This window comes from Sphingomonas sp. CFBP 13733, from assembly GCF_014841795.1.
Classification (GTDB): domain Bacteria; phylum Pseudomonadota; class Alphaproteobacteria; order Sphingomonadales; family Sphingomonadaceae; genus Sphingomonas; species Sphingomonas aerolata.
In genome coordinates this window covers 42,224-61,317 of sequence record NZ_JACYUP010000007.1, presented here as the reverse complement: position 1 = coordinate 61,317, position 19,094 = coordinate 42,224, and the positions used below count along the sequence as shown (strand labels likewise).

General features: G+C 65.3%; 12 protein-coding genes. 6 read left to right on the top strand and 6 right to left on the bottom strand.

Going from position 1 to position 19,094, the window contains the following annotated elements:
* The first annotated feature begins 229 nt into the window (after positions 1-229).
* Genes kdgD through IFT71_RS18215 form a run of 3 tightly spaced genes read left to right on the top strand, consistent with a single transcriptional unit; the run spans position 230 to position 3,631 of the window.
* Complete coding sequence (kdgD, locus tag IFT71_RS18225) at positions 230-1,168, top strand: 5-dehydro-4-deoxyglucarate dehydratase (protein WP_192071771.1); 939 nt, start codon at positions 230-232, stop codon at positions 1,166-1,168.
* A 31-nt stretch (positions 1,169-1,199) separates the two neighbouring features.
* Entirely contained in the window at positions 1,200-2,090 is an 891-nt protein-coding gene (locus IFT71_RS18220) for a LysR substrate-binding domain-containing protein (RefSeq protein ID WP_234387677.1), read from the top strand.
* The gene (locus tag IFT71_RS18215; protein ID WP_192071770.1) at positions 2,069-3,631 is read left to right on the top strand and encodes a carboxylesterase/lipase family protein; all 1,563 of its coding nucleotides are present in this window, start codon (positions 2,069-2,071) and stop codon (positions 3,629-3,631) included. Before IFT71_RS18220 ends, IFT71_RS18215 begins: the two co-directional genes overlap by 22 nt.
* On the opposite strand, the gene IFT71_RS18210 is transcribed toward IFT71_RS18215, so the two are convergent.
* Both IFT71_RS18210 and IFT71_RS18205 read right to left on the bottom strand, forming a co-directional pair.
* On the bottom strand, positions 3,628-5,463 hold the full coding sequence (locus IFT71_RS18210) for a hypothetical protein (RefSeq protein ID WP_031396689.1): 1,836 nt from the start codon (positions 5,461-5,463) through the stop codon (positions 3,628-3,630). The genes IFT71_RS18215 and IFT71_RS18210 overlap by 4 nt on opposite strands.
* A complete protein-coding gene (locus tag IFT71_RS18205) occupies positions 5,460-6,812 on the bottom strand; it encodes an MFS transporter (protein ID WP_031396690.1) in 1,353 nt (450 codons plus the stop codon). Before IFT71_RS18205 ends, IFT71_RS18210 begins: the two co-directional genes overlap by 4 nt.
* 283 nt (positions 6,813-7,095) lie before the next feature.
* Here IFT71_RS18205 and IFT71_RS18200 point away from each other — a divergent pair, with 283 nt between their 5' ends.
* Positions 7,096-9,975 carry a TonB-dependent receptor gene (locus tag IFT71_RS18200; protein WP_192071768.1) on the top strand — a complete coding sequence of 960 codons (2,880 nt, stop codon included), beginning with the start codon at positions 7,096-7,098 and terminating at the stop codon, positions 9,973-9,975.
* 113 nt (positions 9,976-10,088) lie between these two features.
* Positions 10,089-11,702 carry a family 43 glycosylhydrolase gene (locus tag IFT71_RS18195; protein ID WP_192003747.1) on the top strand — a complete coding sequence of 538 codons (1,614 nt, stop codon included), beginning with the start codon at positions 10,089-10,091 and terminating at the stop codon, positions 11,700-11,702.
* A 16-nt stretch (positions 11,703-11,718) separates the two neighbouring features.
* On the opposite strand, the gene IFT71_RS18190 is transcribed toward IFT71_RS18195, so the two are convergent.
* Together IFT71_RS18190 and IFT71_RS18185 are read right to left on the bottom strand one after the other, a co-directional pair.
* Complete coding sequence (locus IFT71_RS18190) at positions 11,719-12,711, bottom strand: alpha/beta hydrolase (protein WP_192142721.1); 993 nt, start codon at positions 12,709-12,711, stop codon at positions 11,719-11,721.
* Positions 12,712-12,788: 77 nt separating this feature from the next.
* On the bottom strand, positions 12,789-15,758 hold the full coding sequence (locus IFT71_RS18185; protein ID WP_192003749.1) for a TonB-dependent receptor: 2,970 nt from the start codon (positions 15,756-15,758) through the stop codon (positions 12,789-12,791).
* Positions 15,759-16,138: 380 nt separating this feature from the next.
* On the opposite strand from IFT71_RS18185, the gene IFT71_RS18180 reads away from it, so the two are divergent.
* Positions 16,139-16,483 (top strand): cupin domain-containing protein, encoded by a 345-nt coding sequence (locus tag IFT71_RS18180; protein ID WP_192071775.1) that lies wholly within the window; start codon positions 16,139-16,141, stop codon positions 16,481-16,483.
* A 2-nt stretch (positions 16,484-16,485) separates the two neighbouring features.
* On the opposite strand, the gene IFT71_RS18175 is transcribed toward IFT71_RS18180, so the two are convergent.
* Positions 16,486-18,066, bottom strand: coding sequence for a carboxylesterase/lipase family protein (locus tag IFT71_RS18175; RefSeq protein ID WP_192071774.1), 1,581 nt, complete (start codon positions 18,064-18,066; stop codon positions 16,486-16,488).
* The gene (locus tag IFT71_RS18170; protein ID WP_031393793.1) at positions 18,053-19,060 is read right to left on the bottom strand and encodes a sugar kinase; all 1,008 of its coding nucleotides are present in this window, start codon (positions 19,058-19,060) and stop codon (positions 18,053-18,055) included. The genes IFT71_RS18175 and IFT71_RS18170 overlap by 14 nt, the downstream gene beginning before the upstream one ends.
* Between the last annotated feature and the right edge of the window lie 34 nt (positions 19,061-19,094).

The window sequence follows — 19,094 nt, the reverse complement described above, 5'->3', positions numbered from 1 at the left end:
GGTTGTCGTCCGGTCTCGATTCCGCCGATAAATAGTGTCAAGATTGCGATCGAATTCACATACTACCAAGCCTCGCGCGGTAGGAAGATCATGCCCCAACGAGATCGAGCTACTACGCGCATTGATCGAGCGCGCCTTTGGTTTGGACCCGCACGGCCACGCAACCTACCAAGATCCTCGACATGGCTGCGACACGAGCGCGGACCAAACGATCGAGGGGATGCACGTTATGACGACCATGAGCCCGACTGAGATGGCGCAGCGCCTTGGCGGCGGATTACTGTCGTTTCCCGTCACGCATTTCGATGCCGACGGCGCGTTCGTCGAGGACGGGTATCGAAAGCATTGCGCCTGGATGCTCGAGCACGAACTGTCCGGCCTGTTCGCGGCGGGCGGCACGGGCGAGTTCTTTTCGCTGACGCCAGCCGAAGTCGCGCAGGTCGTCGGCGCCGCGGTGGCCGAAGCCGGCGGACGTCTGCCGGTGATCTCGGGCTGTGGCTACGGCACCTCGATCGCCACCGGGATCGCACGCGATGCGGAGAAGGCCGGCGCGGACGGCCTGTTGCTGCTGCCCCCCTATCTGGTCGGATCGAAGCAGGAGGGGCTTGCCGCGCATGTCGAGGCGGTCTGCAAGGCGACCGGGCTAGGCGTGATCGTCTACAACCGCGACAATGCGATCCTCGACGACGATACGCTGGCCGGGCTGTGCGACCGCAATCCCAACCTCGTCGGCTTCAAGGACGGCGTCGGCGACATCGAGCTGATGACGCGCGTCTATGCGCGAATGGGCGACCGGCTGACCTATATCGGCGGCCTGCCGACCGCCGAAACGTTCGCGACGCCGTATCTAACGATGGGCGTCACGACCTATTCGTCGGCGATCTTCAACTTCCTGCCCGAATGGGCGCTGGCGTTCTACAAGGCCGTGCGCGCCGACGACCGGGTCGAGGTGCTGAACCAGCTGCGCGATTTCGTGCTGCCCTACATCACGCTGCGCAACCAGGGCCGCGGTTATGCGGTGTCAATCGTCAAGGCGGGCATGCGTGTCGTCGGCCGCGATGCCGGGCCGGTGCGCTCGCCGCTGACCGATTTGTCCGCAGCCGAGGACGAGCGGCTCCGCGTGCTGATCGAGAAGGTCGCCCCCACCGCTCTTGCCAAGGCGGCGTGACAGCGGGCGAAAACCGACGGATAGTGCGGCGATGATGTTCGAACTCAGCCAGCTTCGCTGCTTCGTCGCCGCCGCCGAGGAACTCCATTTCGGGCGCGCGGCACAGCGCCTGAACATGACGCAATCGCCGCTCAGCCGACAAATCCAGCTGCTCGAGCGGATCCTCGACGTGACGCTGCTCGAACGCACCAGCCGGCAGGTGAGCCTGACGCCCGCCGGTCGCGTGTTCCTGATCGAGGCGCGGCGGATCGTCCGGCTGTCGGAGAGTGCGGCGCTGTCGGCGCGGCGCGTGGCGAAGGGCGATGCGGGACGCGTAGCGATCGGCTTCACCGCGGTGTCGGGGTATAATCTGGTGCCGCAGATCGTCGCGCAAGCGAGAGCGAGCCTGCCCAATATCGACCTCGAACTGCGCGAGATGGTGACGACCGACCAAGTCGATGCGCTGCTGACCGGGCTGATCGACATCGGCTTCGTGCGGCCGCCGCTCGATCGTCACGAGTTCGACACCGTCTGCGTACAGGTCGAGCCGCTCGTCGTCGCGCTACCCGCGGGGGATCCGCGACAGGCGAAGGCGGTGCTCGAACTGGGTGATTTCGATGGCCTGCCGCTGATCATGTATGCGCGGCAGGGCGCGGGGTATTTCCACCAGATGCTTATCGGGCTGTTCGACGCGGCCGGCGTGTCGCCGCACTATGTCCAGCACGTGACGCAGATCCATTCGATGCTGGGGCTCGTCCATGCCGGCCTCGCCGCGGCAATCGTGCCGGAATCCGCATCGGGGCTGCACATGAACGACGTGCAATTCCGCCGGCTTGCGACCGAGCCCGAGAAGCCGGTCGAGCTGCACATGGCGTGGCGGCGCGACAACGGTAACCCGGCGCTGGAGCCGATGCGGCGACTGTGCGCCGAAACCGCGGCGTGATCGACCGGCGCGCGGTGCTCGCCGGGCTCGTAGCGACACCGGCGCTGGTTGCTGCGCGTACACCGGCGAGCCCCGTCGCGACGACGCGATACGGGCGGGTGCGCGGGACGGTCGACCGGGACGTGCTGGTCTTTCGCGGGGTGCGCTACGGCGCGGATACGCGGGCGCGACGGTTTGCACATGCGGTGCCGCCGACGCCGTGGAACGACATTGCCGACGCGACGCGCTACGGCGCAGCCTCGCCACAGACCAAGGCCACCGAGGCGACCAGCGAGGATTGCCTGTTCCTCAACGTCTGGACGCCTGCGCTCGACGCGTCGCGCCGGCCGGTCATGGTCTATATCCACGGCGGCGCGCATGCGCACGGGTCCGGGTCCGATCCGCTGTATGATGGCGGCAATCTTGTGCGGCGCGGCGACGTGGTGGTCGTTACCTTGAACCACCGGCTGGCGGCGCTCGGCTACGCGTATCTCGCGCAGCTTGGCGGGCCGGCGGAGTCGGGGAACGTCGGCAATCTCGACATCGTCCTCGCGCTGCAATGGGTGCGCGACAACATCACGGCGTTCGGCGGCGATCCGGGGCGAGTGATGCTGTTTGGCCAATCGGGTGGTGGCGCCAAGATCGTCACGCTGATGGCGATGGCGGAGGCGCGCCCGCTGTTTCACGCCGCCGCGACGATGAGCGGCCAGCACGTTACGGCGGCCGGGCCGAACCACGCGACGATCCGGTCGCGGGCGTTCATGGCGAAGGCGGGCGCGAGCGACTTTCCGACGCTGAAGGTGCTGCCGATCAATCGGCTGGTCGAGGCGATGGCGACGACCGATCCGATCGAAGGCAAGGGTGAGATCAGCTTTACCTCAACGCTCGATCATCATGTGCTGACGCGTCATCCGTTCTTTCCCGACGCCCCGCGCGAGGCGGCGCATATCCCGCTGATCGTCGGCAATACGCATGACGAGACCGGGTTGTGGATTGGGGAAATCCTGAAGCGCGGCGACACGAGTTGGGAGAACCTACCCGCGCGGTTGGTGCGGGAGATGACCAAGGACCTCGCCCCCGATCACGTCATCGCGCGCTACCGCGACCTCTATCCCGATCGGACGCCGGGGCAGATCCTGCTGGCGGCATCGACCGCGGGTCGGTCCTGGCCCGGGCATCTGATCCAGGCCGAGGAACGCGCGAAGATCGGTGCGCCGACCTGGATGTATCAGCTCGACTTTCCTTCGCCGGAGGCGGGCGGCGTGCTCGGCGCGTTCCATACGCTCGATATCGGCCTAGTGTTCGACAATACGCAGCAGCCGAGCGCGCGGACGGGTGATGGGCCGGAGGCGAGACGGCTGGCCGGGCGGATGGCGGATGCGTTCATCGCGATGGCGCGGACCGGCGATCCGAACTGTGCGAGCGTGCCGATCTGGCGTCACTATGATCTGGTGCGACGCTCGACGATGATCTTCGATCGGGCAGTGCGGATGGAAGACGATCCCCGGCGCGAGGAACGCCTGCTGTTCGCGGTTGCGCCGTATATCAAGCCGGGCGGCTAGCGGTCCCACGGAAAGGCGAGCGTCGGGCGGTTGGCGTAGCGGCGCATGCGCAGGCTCAAGCGCGCACCGGCGCCGGGCTCGAGCCGGATCGTGACCGCGGCGCCGGCGACGTCGGTCGTGCGGCCGTCGATCGTCACAGCGTCTATCCGGTGCTCGGCATAGGCGCCGCCTTGCACCACCACCGTCCGCGGCTGGCTGTTGCTCAGGTTTACCAGCGTCACATCGGTCGTCGTGTCGCCCAGCGTATGCACGAGCGCAGTGACGTCCTCCGGCACGCCGGCGCGTTTGCGATCCGCGTCGAAATAGCGGAGCCGGCAGTGGAGCGGGACGCCGCCTTGCGATGGCGAAGTCTTCGACCAGGACGGGCGGGCAATGTGCAGGCCGCCGGTCATCAGCTGGACTAGGCTGGTGACGTTGGCCGGGTTAATGTCGATCGGCCAGTCTGCGAGCCGGGTTTCCGGCGTCGTCGGATCGGACACGCGCGCAGCGACACGGTCGGCGACGGCCTTCAGGTCCGCGCGCAACGCGGTTACGGCGTAGCTCGGGTTCTTGCCTTCGAGGAAGCTCACCCACGGATGATCGCCGGCAGCCGCGCGATCGGCGGGCGCCTGCGACATGTACCATATCTCGAAGCCGTTGGTCTTGAACGGACCAGGTTGCCAGCCATACCAGCCGTCCGCACCGTGCATCGTCGGCGTAGACAGCACACCGCCGATCGTCTTGGCCTGTGCATTGATCCGCGCGGTCTGGCGGCGCCAGACGTCGATATAGCGCTGATCGCCGGTCAGCAGCGTGCCGGTCATGAACGCGGTGATCGAACGGGGTATGCGGTTGCGGTTCTCGCGCTTGCCGGTCTGCGGCACGATCGGCGAGAAGCCCCAGCCATAGACGCCACTCCACCAGTCGCGCGGGACGATGCCATCCAGACCGACGCGGCTGGGGATGATGTCGCCGTTCGCTTTTGCCCGGCCAACCCACGCGTCGAGATAGTCGAGCGCCCAGGTCCGGTATCGATCCCCTGCCCCCAGCGCATACGCGTTGAGCCCTATCGTCGTCGCCTGAAGGTTGAGCGGATTGTCGCCGACGACGTCGCCATAGTCGGCATAATGCGCGAGCGTCTGCGCGTACGTCGTCTCGCCGTGTTCCATGTGGAAGCGTTCGCCGGCGGCGAACGGATCGCCCGCCCAGTCGAGCTCGGTCGCGCGGCGCAGCATCGGCCCCCGACTTCCGTTCATCAGGCTGCGCATGATCCGCAGCTTGGGGTCGTAGTTGCGTGTGGTCGGATCGCGGCCGGTGTAGAAGTCGGCGTAGCGACGCGTGCGCTCGATCAGCTTCAGGTCGCGCGGGCCGGACAGCCCCATCATGTTGAAGGTCGTCAGCCCTTCCGCATTGTGCTGCCAGTCCATCTGGACAGGAAACTCGCGAAAATACATCCCCTTGCGTGCGATCGGCACGTCGACCGTGCGCGCGGCGGTGAACTGCTTGAGGTGACCCTCCCACGCCCGTGCGTACAGGTCGCGGATACGATCGGGACCGCCCAGCGCGTGCAGGATCGCCCAGTCGTTCGTTGCTTCCGCCGCATCGTCGGGACCATCGTTCGCACCCCAGCGCTCGAACACGCGCAGCCAGCCGCGACTGTCGATATACTTTGCGTAGAACGCTTCGCAGGCTTCGGCATTGGCAGTGAGCAAGCGGCGTTGCAGGACGGCCCATTCCGGCGCTGCCATAGGCGTTGTAACCCGCAACGTCGCTGGCGCCGCACGAACGGCGGCAGGCAATGTGGCGAGCGCGGCCGCGGCACCCCCGAGCAGCGTACGTCGATCGACGGTCATGCGGCCAGCTCGACACGGCGGATCGGACCGACGATCACCAGGAACGAGAAGATCGTGAGCAGGCAATGCGCGCCAACGAACACCAGCGCCCAATCGAACGAGCCCGTAGCGCCGACGATAAAGCCGATGACGATCGGCGTGACGATCCCGGCGACGTTGCCGAACATGTTGAACACCCCGCTGGTCAGCCCGGCGAGCTGCTTTGGCGCGACGTCCGACATCACTGCCCAACCGAGCGACGCGACGCCCTTGCCGAAGAACGCGACCGCCATCAGCGTGACGACCAGCCATTCCCCCTCGACGAACACGCAGGCGATGATCAGCGTCGCCAGCAGCATCCCGAACACCAGCGGCACTTTGCGCGCGATGTCGATCGAGCCGGTGCGCTTGAGCAGCAGGTCGGACGTGTAGCCACCGACGAGCCCGCCGACGAAGCCGCACAGCGCTGGTGCGGCGGCGGCGAAGCCGGCTTCCATGATGTTCAGCCCGCGTTCCTTGACCAGGTAGATCGGGAACCAGGTGACGAAGAAATAGGTCAGCACGTTGATGCAATACTGGCCGAGATAGATGCCGAGCAGCATCCGGTTCGCGAGCAGCTGGCGCAGGTTCGTCCACGAGAAGGCCTGCGGGCGATTGGCAGCATCCTCCATCCGGATCAGCCCGCCGCCCGCCTCGATATGCGCGAGTTCGGCGGCGTTGATCTTCGGATGGCGGACCGGGCTGTGGATGTAGCGGACGAACAGTGCCGTCGCAGCCAGGCCGATCGCGCCCATCACCCAGAACACCGCGCGCCAGCCATAGCTGTGCACCAGCCAGCCCATCAGCGGGGCGAAGGCGACGAGCGAGAAATACTGCGCCGAATTGAAGATCGCCGACGCGGTGCCACGCTCGGCACCGGGAAACCAGGCGGCGACGAGGCGGGCGTTGCCAGGAAACGACGGCGCCTCGGCAAGGCCGACGAGAAACCGCAGCACAAACAGCATGGCAACTGCGGACACGCCCGCGATCACCCCGGTCAGCCCCTGTGTGGCCGTGAACAGCGACCAAGCGAGGATTGCACCAGCATAGACGCGCTTCGTACCGAACTTGTCGAGCAGCAGCCCGCCGGGGATCTGCGCGAGGACATAGGCCCAGGCGAAGGCGGACAGGATAAAGCCGGTCTGTACCGACGACAGCCCGAGTTCGGTCGATGCAGCAGACCCCGCGATCGAGAAGGTCGCACGGTCGGCATAGTTGATCGACGTGATCAGGAAGATGAGCGCGATCACGCGGTATCGCACCGCGGTCGGACGCCCGGTCACGCCTCCTGCGACCGCATCTTCGGCGGGGGATGATGCGGCGATCGTCATGCTTCGCTCTCCAGTCCAGCACTCGATCTGCGCGAGTGTTCGAGTTCGGTGTATCGACCAGAATGGGGTCGGTCCAAGTCCTAAAACGGGTTGATCGAGCCAACCCATGACTTGATCCGAGAACGAAGCGTTATGCGGGTCTTCGATCAGTGCATCGTTCGCATCGATCGATGTCGGAATGAGATTGGCTTAGGCGACCGCACCCGGCCTAACACAGATTGCGACAGACCGGCTCCAACGAAGCCGGCAGCGGGCACATCGTGCCGGAGTTAGGGGAGTGAGTATGACTGGGATCCGCAGCTTCAAATCCGTGTTGGCCATGTCGAGCGCGATCGTCGCCTGCTCTCTGGCGACGATGGGCCACGCCCAGAGCGTGCCGGAAACGACCGCGCAGAAGGAAGCGCGCGCCGCTGGCAACACCACCGATACCGACACTCCCCCCGCTTCCCCTGCCCTGCCGCCCGAGCAGAACGTGACCGGTGCGCCGCTCGCTGCGGATGCGCCGGATATCGTCGTGACCGGGTTCCGCGCGAGCCTGAACAGCGCGATCAACATCAAGCGCACGCAGACCGCGACCGTCGACGTCATCAAGGCGGAAGACATCGCCGAGTTTCCCGACCTCAACCTGGCGGAATCGTTGCAGCGCATCCCCGGCGTCTCGATCAGCCGCGTCAACGGCGAAGGCCGCAACATCTCAGTGCGGGGCCTCGGCCCCGACTATACGCGTGTCCGGATCAACGGCATGGAGGCGATCGGCACCACCGGCGGTACCGATAATTCGGGCGGCGTGAACCGTGGCCGCGGGTTCGATTTCAACATCTTCTCGTCCGACCTGTTCAACAGCATCGCGGTCCGCAAGACCGCCACCGCCGACGTCGAGGAGGGTTCGCTCGGCGGCACCGTCGACCTGCAGTCGTCGCGCCCGTTCGACTACAAGAAGGCCACCGCGGTCATCTCGGCGAGCGCCAGCTACAACGACCTGCGCGAGAAGGTGACGCCAAAGATTTCGGGACTGATCACCAAGACGTCGGATGACGGCCGGTTCGGCGTCCTGCTGTCGGTCGCGTATGAAGAGCGTGCGATCAAGGAGGAAGGCGCGAACATCACGCGCTGGACGTATGGCGGGTTCAACGCCGGGTTCAACGCCGCGTCGCGGTTGCCGGGCAAGACGCTCGCACAGATCAACGATCCGAACCCCGTAACCGGGCTGTACCATCCGCGTATTCCCGGCCTCGTCAGCTACGACATCTTCCAGAAGCGGCTGGGTGCGGCAGGATCGGTCCAGTTCCAGCCTACCCCCAAGACGCTGATCTCGCTCGACGCGCTCTATTCGCGGCTCGACGGCACGCGCAAGGAATCGCAGCTGCAGGCGATCAGCTTCAGCCGGTCGGGCACTGGCAAGCCACAGACGGTCATCCGCGACGGCGTGGTGGACGGCGACAACAACATCATCAGCGGCACGTTCGACAACGTCGATCTGCGCACGCAGTCGCGCTACGACAAGCTGGTCACCGATTTTTACCAGGTCACCGGTACGCTCGACCAGAAGTTCGGCGAGAATTTCAAGATCGGTGCGGTCGTCGGCTATGCGGATTCGGCGTTCAGCAACCCGATCCAGTCGACCGTGACGATCGATGCGGCCAACACGCCCAATTTCTTCTACGATTTCCGCATGCGGTTTCCGACGATCAAGCCCGGCGTGGACCTGACCAACCCGAACAGCTTCGCCTTCGTCAACGGCACGTCGGAAGTCCGCATCCGTCCGCAGACCGTCAACAACAGCTTCACCAACGCCAAGACGTTTGCCGAGTGGACGGTCAATCCTTTGCTAAAGCTGAAGGTCGGCGTCGACTGGCGCCGGTTCGACTACAGCTCGACCGAGCAGCGGCGTCTGTCGGGCGAGTCGGTCGTGCAGACGCTGACGCCCGCACAGCTCGCCGCGGCGACGACGCTCTTCTCAGGCTTCGGCAAGGGGCTCGACACACCAGCCGGTACGCCGACGGCATGGGTCGTCCCCGATCTCGCCAAGTTCGCCGAGCTCTACGGGATCTACTCGAACCCACTCTACGCGACCGGTGGGGTGAACAATGCCAGCGCACGCGGATCGTTCATCACGGTGCGTGAGGACGATATCGGCGGCTGGGGCATGGCGGAGTTCAACTTCGCCGATCGCGGGCTGCCGATCCGCGGCGATGTCGGCGTGCGCTACGCCAACACCGACCAGCGCTCGACCGGCTACGCAGGACAGGGCGTCGCGACCAACCTCGTCGTCGCGGACCGGAGCTATCATCGCTGGTTGCCGTCAGGGAACCTGGTGATGGACGTCACCGATACGTTGCTGGTGCGCCTCGCAGCGGCAAAGACGCTCGCGCGCGCCGGAATCTCGGCGATCGCACCGGGTGGCAACCTCAGCGTTTCGGGCGGCAACCGTACGTTCAGCAGCGGCAACCCCGATTTGACGCCGACGGAATCGGACAATCTCGACGTTTCGGTCGAATGGTATCCGACGCGCGGCGCGATCTATGCGGTGTCGGCGTTCCAGAAGGACATCGGCACCTTCGTACAGTCGCTGAGCACCACCGTTCCGTTCAGCAGCTTGGGCCTGCCGGACTCGCTCCTGGCCGGTACGAGCGCATCACCGACCGATCTGTTTATCGTCAGCCAGCCGGTCAACTCGAGCGGTGGCCGGCTCAAGGGCTTCGAGGTCAACGTGCAACAGCCCTTCAGCTTCCTGCCGGGCTTCCTGTCCAACTTCGGCGTGCTGGCGAACTACACGCACGTGACGTCGAACATCCAATACCTGACGTCGGCGACCGGTGGTGCATCGGTGATCGCGCCGTTGATCGGGCTTTCGAGGCATGCCGCTAACGGCACGCTGTATTTCGAAACCGCAAAATTCCAGATCCGCGGCTCGATCGCCTATCGATCGCGCTATCTGACTGCGGTGCCTGGCACCGAGGGCAACGCGTATAACGGCACGAGCGGCACGACCAACGTCGACGCGCAAATGTCGTACAACCTGACCGACAACCTCAAGTTCAGCATCGAGGCGATCAACCTCACCGATCAGGTCAACGATCAGTTCGTCGACGAGACCAACCGCCTGAATGTGCTGACGCATAGCGGCCGTCAGTTCACGGCGGGAATGCGTTTCTCGTTCTGATGGTTCGGTGCTGTCCGGCTGGATGGTGACAACCATCGACCTGGGCAGCATCATGCTGGAACGACCGGTCTCGACATTCAGGTCACGACGCCAAATCAGAACAGGACGAGCGCATGACCTATAATCGCCGCGAGACGTTTGGACTGGCATTGGCGGGCGGTACGGCTGCGCTCGTTCCGACTACGCCCGCCGTTGCGGAACTGCCCAAGCAGGGCGCGTGCGTGTCGCGCTTCGACGACGGTTGGCGGCGCGGTTTCGAAGGCCAGCGCGTAGCCGACCTCGGGGATGGCCGCTTCCTCAATCCGTTGATCGCCGGCGACCATCCCGATCCCGCCATCCTGAAAGATGGCGCGGATTATTACATGACCTTCTCCAGCTTCGATTCCTATCCGGGGCTGACGATCTGGCACAGCCGCGACCTGGTGAACTGGCAACCGCGAAAGGCCGCGCTGACGAAGAACATCGGCTCGGTCTGGGCGGTCAGTCTCGAGAAGCATGACGGTCAGTATTTCCTGTATATCCCGGTCAAGGCCAAGCCGAACGCGATCCACGTCATCTGGGCCGATCATATCGACGGCCCCTGGTCCGACCCGATAGACCTCGGGCTGCCCGACCATATCGATCCCTGCCACGCGGTCGGCGAGGACGGATCGCGTTGGTTGTTCCTTTCCGGGGGCGACCGCATCCGGCTCGCCGACGACGGTCTGTCGACGGTCGGCAAGGTCGAGCATGTCTATGATCCGTGGCGGTATCCGGACACATGGGACGTCGAGGGCTTCAGTCCCGAGGGGCCGAAGATCGTCCGTCACGGCGGCTGGTTCTACATGATCACCGCGGTCGGCGGCACCGCCGGACCACCGACCGGGCACATGGTGATCGTCGCACGTTCGCGCTCGATTCACGGGCCCTGGACCAACGACCCCGCCAACCCGGTCGTGCGAACCGTCAGCACAGACGAGAAATGGTGGTCGCGCGGTCATGCCAGCCTCGTCGAGGCGCCCGACGGCAGCTGGTGGTCGATCTATCACGGTTTCGAAAACGGCTATTGGACGCTCGGCCGGCAGGCGCTGCTCGATCCGATCCGCTGGACCGCCAATGGCTGGTTCGCGATGACCGGCGGGGATCTGTCAAAGCCTCTGGCCAAGCCGAAGGGGGGCGCAGCGGTGCCCCACGGCCAACCGCTTTCGGACGATTTTCGCAGGCTGCAAGTCGGCAGTAAATGGAATTTCTTCCGGCCCGGCCCGGCCGAACGCGGTCGAGCCCGTGTCGAGGGCGGTGCGCTGATTCTCCAGGCCACCGGCACGGCGCCAGTCGATTCATCGCCTTTGATGCTGATCGCAGGAGATCAGGCGTATCGGTTCGAATGCGACGTCGAGACCGCGCCCGGTGGCACGGCGGGGCTCGTGCTGTTCTACGACGATAGGCTGTATTGCGGGCTTGGCTTCGACGAACGGCGGTTCGTCACGCATCAATATGGCAACGAGCGTGGGCGGCCAGCCAATCCGCACGGACGCCGCATGCGGATCCGCATCACGAATACTCGTCACATCGTCGCAATCCATACCAGCGGCGATGCGGGCAAGAGCTGGCACCGGTTCGATCGCGGCATGGAGGTGTCGGGTTATCACCATAATGTCCGTGGCGGGTTCCTGATGCTGCGCCCCGGGCTGTATTCGGCCGGCAGCGGCGAGGCGCGCTTTCGCGACTTCCGGTACGAGGCGCTCTGACCTCGGCGCGCTTCGCTCACCCAAGGCCTTGCGCGCGCGCCCATTCCTCGAACAGCGTCGGCCATAGCGCGACTGGCTTGCCGACCGCCCTGCTCAAGCCGAAGCCATGCCCCCCGGTCGCGAACAGGTGTGTTTCGACCGCCACGCCGGCCTTGATCGCAGCCGCTCGAAACGCCAACGTATTCTCGACCACGACACTCCGGTCGTCTTCGGCGTGGACTAGTAAGCAGGGCGGCGTCGCCGACGTCACGTTCGAGGCGGTCGAATGCGCGTTCTCCAGGGCCGGCGTGGGTGAGGCTCCGAGCAACAGCGCGCGCGATCCGGGATGCGCGAGCGGCAGCGTCATCGATTGCACCGCATACATGAGCGCCGCGACATCGGGCCGTGCGCTGCTTCGATCCGCAGCGTCGATGGGCGTGTAGGTTGGCTGCGCGAACCTCGTCGCCAAGTCACCGCAGACATGGCCTCCCGCCGAGAACCCCATCGCTGCGACACGATCTGATTTGATCCCGTATGTGCCGGCGCGTGCGCGGATCAGCCGCATCGCCCGTTGCGCATCGGACAAGGCAACGTCCGGCCCAGCCGCCCAGCCATCGCCGGGTAACCGATAGAACAGTACGAACACAGTCCAGCCACGATCCGCCAGCCGGCGTGCGATCTCGTATCCCTCGCGGTCGACGACGATCCGGACATAACCGCCGCCCGGCATCACCAGCACCGCCGATCCGTTCGGCTTGGCGGGCCGGAACACGACCATGCGCGGGCGGGCGATACCGTGGACGGCGCGATCGGTAGCCGCGGCACCGGTCGCCCGGTCCTCGACGATCTCGACCGGCAAGTTCCGCGGCGCACCCGGCGCTCCGGCTGGCCAGAGGTCGATCGTTTCGGTCGGGTCCGGCTGCCGCGGCCACCGGCCACCGACTTGGGCGGGCGGCGGAGTCTGCGCATCGCCGCTGGCCGACAGACCGACGGCCAGCGAACCCAGGATTGCACTCCGACGATCGATCATACGCTTCGGCCCATTAAAAAAGGGCGCACTCCGTGAGGAATGCGCCCGAGGAGAGAAGAGACCATGCCCGGCGCGGCTTACATTTTGAAGCGTGCGCCGACGAGGAAGGTACGGCCGAAGTGATTGTTCTCGTAATTCCGGTTTGCGTCGAGATCAGTATACCGGCTGCGAAAATTGTCGGTCAGGTTGGTGCCCTCGACCGACAGCTCCAACGCCGGGGTCAGCTTGTAGCGCATCGACGCATCGACGTTCAGCGACGAATTATACCCCTCGAACAGGTTCCCAGTCGCCGATGCCCCATCGATATATGGGCTACGATAGCTGATCGATCCGCGCGCGCTGAACTTGGCATCCTCGTAATACAGCGTGCCGTTATAGGCGCGCTTGGAAAGGCCATAGAGCGTCGCGGTGCGGGTCGTATTTGGCAATGAGCCGAGCGCGCCGCCCGGCTGCGTGATCGTCGTCGCCGGACCGCCCTGGGAGTAGCTGGCACTCGAATCCACGAACGTCGCATTCGCCAGCACGCCGAAATTCTTTAGGAACCCGGGCAGGAAGCGGAACGTCGACTGAAGGGCAATCTCCATGCCCTTGAGCGATGCGCCCGTGCCGTTGACGGGCGAGTTGATCTGCCATTCCTGGAATTCGGGCTGCTGCGCGGCTGGCGAGCTTGCCGGGATCACCGAAAGCGGCAGGCCCGTCGACGCGAACGTCCCGCTCCGCGTCTGCGTGACGGGGAAGCTCTCGACATTCTTCTTGAACAACGCGACCGAGAAGATCGACTGCGGCGCGAAATACCATTCGGCCGAGATGTCGAACGCGGTCGCGCGGAACGGATCAAGCTGCGGATTGCCGAAGGTCACGCGGTAATTGAAGCCGTCGACCGACCCACCCGGGGTCAGGCTGCCCAGGCTCGGCCGCGTCAGCACCTTGGAGATCGCCCCGCGGATGATCACGTCTTCCGTTGGGAACAGCGCCACGTTGATCGCGGGCAGCCAATCGTCATAGCTCCGCCCGACCGTCACCGGCGTGTTCACGGTGACGCCGGCGGCGGTCGCCGACGACAGCCCGGTCGAGCGCTGCTTGGTGCGGACATAGCGCACGCCCGCATTTGCGGCGTAGCGCAGGCCGAACATGTCGCCCTTCACGTTGAACTCGGTGTAGCCGCCGGTCACCTGCTCGGACACGCTGCGCGTATCGCCGACGAGCACGGTCGGAGTCCGCCCGTACAGACCAGTAAACGCCGCTGCCTTATCGATATCGGGGATCAGGAAGCTGGTCGTAGTGCCCGCGGGCTGGCCAGAATTGCCGATGTTGAACAGCTCGCCGAGATTCCCCGCCGGAAAGCCGTACACCGCGGTAGGCCCGAACTGCGTGGAGGGCGAGCAGGTCAGCGTTCCCAGCACCAGATCGCGTCCGCCGGCATTCGGGCAGACGACCGTGTCCCGCGAGAAGCCCTCCGTATCGAAGGTGAATTTGCGGTACAGCCCACCCGCCTTGATCTGGAACCCCTCGGTCACGTCCCATTCGGTCCGCAACTGCGCGGTGCGGAACTTGTTGATCGTCTGCGATGGACGATCGCGGATCTCGGCGAGCTGGAAATTGGCCGGATCGGTGACGCTGGTGCCGAAGGTGAGCGTCGGCCGCTTCATGTCGGTATAGTCGTAGCTATAGCCCTGCGCGTCGCGGTCGTCGAAGACGAACGTCGTCTCGACGGGGATCGTCGCATCCGACTTCGAAACGCCGCCCATCAGCGTGAAGCGGAAAGTGTCGCTGACATCCTGATCCCAGCTGCCGCCGATCTGGTAGAATTCTGTCTTGGAATCGCGCACATAATGCTCGGTGCGGACCCAAGCGTCGTTGAGCGTCGCCTTGATCAGGTTGTTGTTCGCATCAATCGCGTAGTTGCTGATGTCGATCGAGCGCTCGTTGGAGCGCAGCAGGACTTCGCCCCACTTCTCCTCGCGGGTTTCCTTGAACCGCGAATAGAGGCCGTCGATCGAGATCTTGGTGGCATCGGTCGGCGACCATTGCACGCTGCCGGTGATCCCCAGCCGCTCGCGCTCGTGGCGGATCGTCCCGTAGCGTGGGATGCGCGGATGGAAGGCGAGCGCGGCGCTCGTGCAGGCGGCGCTCGGAACATAGACGCCGCCGCGGTTCGGTGTGGTGAAGCAGCGCGTTCCGTCGACCGAGTCGAACACGCCCTGCGCCCAGCGCACGCTGTTGTTACCGAGCTGAAAATTGTTTGTCTTCGAATACGCTGCCGACGCCGAAACGCCGAACGTCCCGTCAGCCGACTTCCACGACAGCAACCCAGCGAGGCGCGGTCCGAAATTCTTGCTGAGATCATTGTAGCTCGCCTGCGCGGAGCCGACCGCGGTGAAGCCGATCTTGCCGCCGAGCGGGTTGCCCGTGTTCAGATCGACCACCGCGCCGAGTGAGCCTTCGTCGAGCGAGGCCTCGGCGGTCTTGTGCACCACGATCGAATTGAACAGCTCGGACGCGAAAACGTTGAAATCGAACGCACGATCGCGATTCGAACTCGCGCCGTCGGTCGAGGTGGCGACCGTCTCCATGCCGTTGACCCGAACGCGAGTGAACTGAGCGCCCAGGCCGCGAACGGTGATCGCGCGCCCCTCGCCCGCGTCACGCTGGATCGAGATGCCGGGAATGCGCTGCAGTGATTCAGCGAGGTTCTGGTCGGGAAACTTGGCAATGTCCTCGGCGACGATTGCGTCGACCGCCGAAACCGATTGGCGCTTCACGTTGAGCGCCGCGTCGAGCGATTTGCGAAAGCCCGTGACGACAATCTCGGCGGTCTGGCCTTCGGCGGGCACCGTTTCAGGTCCGGTCTGCGGTGCAGTCGTTGCTGCGGGATCGGCTACGTCGCCCTGTGGCACGACCGCGGTCTGCGCGGGCGACGGATCGACCTGTGCAGGCGTTCCTGGCGTCACGCTGTTGGGAATCTGTGCGGCCTGCGCCGATGCGATCGAAGGCAGTACGAGCGCGAGGACCAAACTGCCGGCGGACACGCCGCCAAGCCAGCCCATTCGCCGAATCGCTGCCGATGCTTGAACTTCCATTGCTTCCACTCCCCATTCGGCCGTTGCCGATGACACCGGTTGCGCGGTCGACGTGTCGTCATTGCGCCGCCGACCTGACTGTTTTGGAGAGTTGGACCCGTATCGTGCGACGGGGACACCCGATCCTCTCCCGAAAGGCCAGCTCTTGCAGGTCCTTCCCCCGTCCCTTGCGTGCCTAGGTAACCGGTGTCAGAACAATGTCGCATGAATTTTGACGTGTCAACATGCCGCGTCCCACATCGTACGAAACAGGAGATGCATGGATGTCACGGGCAGCAATCACAGCCATCGCGATCAGCGCTTTCCTCTGCGCGGCGAGTGCTGCCCAGAAACCTGCGTCCCGCGCGATGGTCATCGTCGACGAGGCGGCAACGATGCGCGAGGAGCCCACGCCACACGGTGCAATCGGATCCAGCACCGCCTACCGGATCAGCGACGGCGTGACCGGCCGGACGATGGAGTTCCGCAAACGCATCCTGCACTCAGGCAGCGCGATCGGACTGCACCGGATCGCGCACGACGAGGTCTACTATGTCGTATCTGGCACCGGCGCGGTCTCTTCCGGCGGGGCTACGCAAGACCTGCGGACTGGCATGACGGCCTATCTGTTCGATGGCGAGACGGTCGGCATCCGCCAAACCGGCGCCGGTCCGCTCGTCCTGATCATCGCCTATCCGATCCCCCGCAAATAGCGTCAGGTCCCCGGCTGTATGTACGGCACGCGCGCAAACAGCTCGCGTTCCCAACAGCGTGGATCGGCCTCGACCCGAGACCGCGCGTCGAAGATCATCGTCGATCGCGCTGCACGATCGTAGATCGGCCATTTCGGCGCACCCGCATGGTTGGGATTCCCGGTGACCGCAAACGCGACGAAGCTGTCCTGCATTGCCTTCGATGCCGCGCGCGCATCCGCTGCCGTGCCCGTCTGCGATCCCTCTGCACCCAGCGTGCCGAACACCAGGGGGATGTCCATCGTGTGCATCGCCCCGCGTCGAGGCTCGGTCCGCGATGCGAAATCCACTTGGTAGACCCAGGCCGGCGCCTTCGCGTCGGCGCGAGCCTCGGCTTCGATGACCTGGCCGCGCCAGCTGCGGCCGGCGGTCGTCGCTCCGTAGAAGACGTCGGTCGGCGACCAATCCGGATACTGCGCGCGGTACTGAGCCACCACCCATTCGGGCAGGATGTCGATCCGTAGCTCGGGTGCCATTCGCGTCGCGACGTTGCTCCAGTCGAGCCCACGAACCTTTGGCGAATCGATGCCGATGAACGCACGTGTCTCGTCATGCGTATTGCCGAGCAGCATAGGAATGCGGTTGCCGAGCGGGTTCGCGTCGGGCCAGAATGGGTGGCGGGTCAGCCAGGTCATGTCCAGCACCGGGCCGAAATACACCCCTCCGCCCATGATCGGATCGGTAGCGCCCAGCGCCTCCACCACCTTCTCGACCGGCAGTGTCAGCAATGGCGACAGATCGGTCTCGGCTACGCCCAGCTTCGCCAGATATGCGCGCGCACGGGCCGTCGCGTTCAGCGGACCCGATACGGTCACCTGCTGGCCGCTCATCGTTGCCGCGCGGTGGAACAGGCCGGCAGCGGCGGGCATGCCCATCATCGTCGCGATCTTCGCGCCCCCGCCCGACTGACCGAACACCATCACCCGGCTTGGATCGCCGCCGAATGCCGCGATGTTGTCGCGCACCCATTTGAGCGCGAGGATCAGATCGAGCTGCCCCGCATTGCCGCTATCAGGAAACCGGGAATCGAGCCGCGCGAGATACAGATAGCCGAGCGCGTTAAGGCGGTGGTTGACCGTCACCACGACCACGTCGCCTCGTGCCGCCAGCGCCTGCCCGTCGTTCTGCGGATCGGTGACGCTACCGTTAGAATAGGCACCGCCGTGGATATAGACCATCACCGGGTTCTTCGCGCGCGGGTCGGCGGCGGCGGTCCAGATGTTGAGGAAGAGGCAGTCCTCGGATTGCGGCCCGTACGGTCCTGACTGCGGACATACCGCACCGAACGCAAAGGAGGATACCGGCTCGCTGGCGCGCGGGATCGGTTCGGGCGCGCGGAACCGCTTGGCGCGACCGTAGCGAATGCCCTTGAACGCCGTGACGCCGTCGCTCCCCGGCCCGAGTGGCATCCCGACGAACGCGCCGGCAGCGCATCGTACCTCGACGGGCGCAAGCGGCACCGTGGCTTGCACGGCGCCCGCGATCAAAGTCGCCGCGCCCGCACCAAGCGCCGAGCGCCGCGTCCAGCCGTCAACGGCGGACATCGAGGCCACCAGCGAGATACGCATCGATATCCGCCTGCCGGAACAGGCTGGCGTCCCCAGGTAGCGAATGCTTCAGCGCCGCGAGCGCAAGGCCGATCCGCGCAACCTCGCCGATGTCCGCGCCGGTGCGCAGCCCGTGCAGCACGCCCGCCGCGAACGCGTCGCCGCCACCGATCCGGTCGACGATGCCGGCCAGCACGACCTCGTCAGTCTGGACATGCTCTGCACGCGTATCGATGCGGGCAGACAACCGGTGGAGGTCGACATGCTCGACATGCCGCGCGGTCGACGCGATCGTCTGCAACCGCGGAAAGGCCTCGAATGCCGCCACCGCCGCCTCGCGTCGCCGATCCTCCGCGTCGCCCGAAAAATCGCGTCCGAGCAGCAGCGCGATGTCGCGGTGATTGCCGAACATCAGGTCGGCATGCTCGACAAGCTTGGTCAGGATCGCGCGCGGATCGGAATCCCACCGCTCCCACAATTTCCCACGCCAATTTCCGTCGAACGACACCGGAATGCCGCGTTCGGTCGCGGCCTCGACGGCAGCGAGTGCGCTTTCCGCAGGGACGGGGCCAAGCGCCGGCGTGATACCGGACAAGTGGAAGCGATCGACGCCGGCCAGCAGCGTGTTCCAGGCCCAGGCGCTCACCGGTGCTTCGGCAAATGACGACCAGGCACGGTCGTAGATCACTTCGGTCGCGCGCAACCCTGCGCCCGAGGTCACGAAATACAGCCCCATCCGTTCGCCGCCGAGCGTCACCGTCGACGTGTCGACCCCGTGTCCCCGCAGCGTGGTGATCGCAGCACGCCCAAGGTCGTTGTCGGGAACCATCGTCGCCATGCCGACATCGTGGCCGAGCCGCGCTAGCTGCGTGACGATATTGGCCTCGGCGCCGGCAACCCACACGTCAAGCTTGGGCGTCTGGAGCAGCAGTTCGCGCCCCGGTGGCGACAACCGCAGCATGATCTCGCCGAACGCCAGAAACTTGCTCATATCACCCCTTCACCTAATCCTCCCAGTACCGGGG

Bases quoted from the DNA above. Each gene is read 5' to 3' on its own strand.
- kdgD (WP_192071771.1), top strand. From the start codon at position 230: ATGACGACCATGAGCCCGACTGAGATGGCGCAGCGCCTTGGCGGCGGA.
- IFT71_RS18220 (WP_234387677.1), top strand. From the start codon at position 1,200: ATGATGTTCGAACTCAGCCAGCTTCGCTGCTTCGTCGCCGCCGCCGAG.
- IFT71_RS18210 (WP_031396689.1), bottom strand. From the start codon at position 5,463: ATGACCGTCGATCGACGTACGCTGCTCGGGGGTGCCGCGGCCGCGCTC.
- IFT71_RS18205 (WP_031396690.1), bottom strand. From the start codon at position 6,812: ATGACGATCGCCGCATCATCCCCCGCCGAAGATGCGGTCGCAGGAGGC.
- IFT71_RS18200 (WP_192071768.1), top strand. From the start codon at position 7,096: ATGACTGGGATCCGCAGCTTCAAATCCGTGTTGGCCATGTCGAGCGCG.
- IFT71_RS18195 (WP_192003747.1), top strand. From the start codon at position 10,089: ATGACCTATAATCGCCGCGAGACGTTTGGACTGGCATTGGCGGGCGGT.
- IFT71_RS18190 (WP_192142721.1), bottom strand. From the start codon at position 12,711: ATGATCGATCGTCGGAGTGCAATCCTGGGTTCGCTGGCCGTCGGTCTG.
- IFT71_RS18185 (WP_192003749.1), bottom strand. From the start codon at position 15,758: ATGGGCTGGCTTGGCGGCGTGTCCGCCGGCAGTTTGGTCCTCGCGCTC.
- IFT71_RS18180 (WP_192071775.1), top strand. From the start codon at position 16,139: ATGGTCATCGTCGACGAGGCGGCAACGATGCGCGAGGAGCCCACGCCA.
- IFT71_RS18175 (WP_192071774.1), bottom strand. From the start codon at position 18,066: ATGTCCGCCGTTGACGGCTGGACGCGGCGCTCGGCGCTTGGTGCGGGC.
- IFT71_RS18170 (WP_031393793.1), bottom strand. From the start codon at position 19,060: ATGAGCAAGTTTCTGGCGTTCGGCGAGATCATGCTGCGGTTGTCGCCA.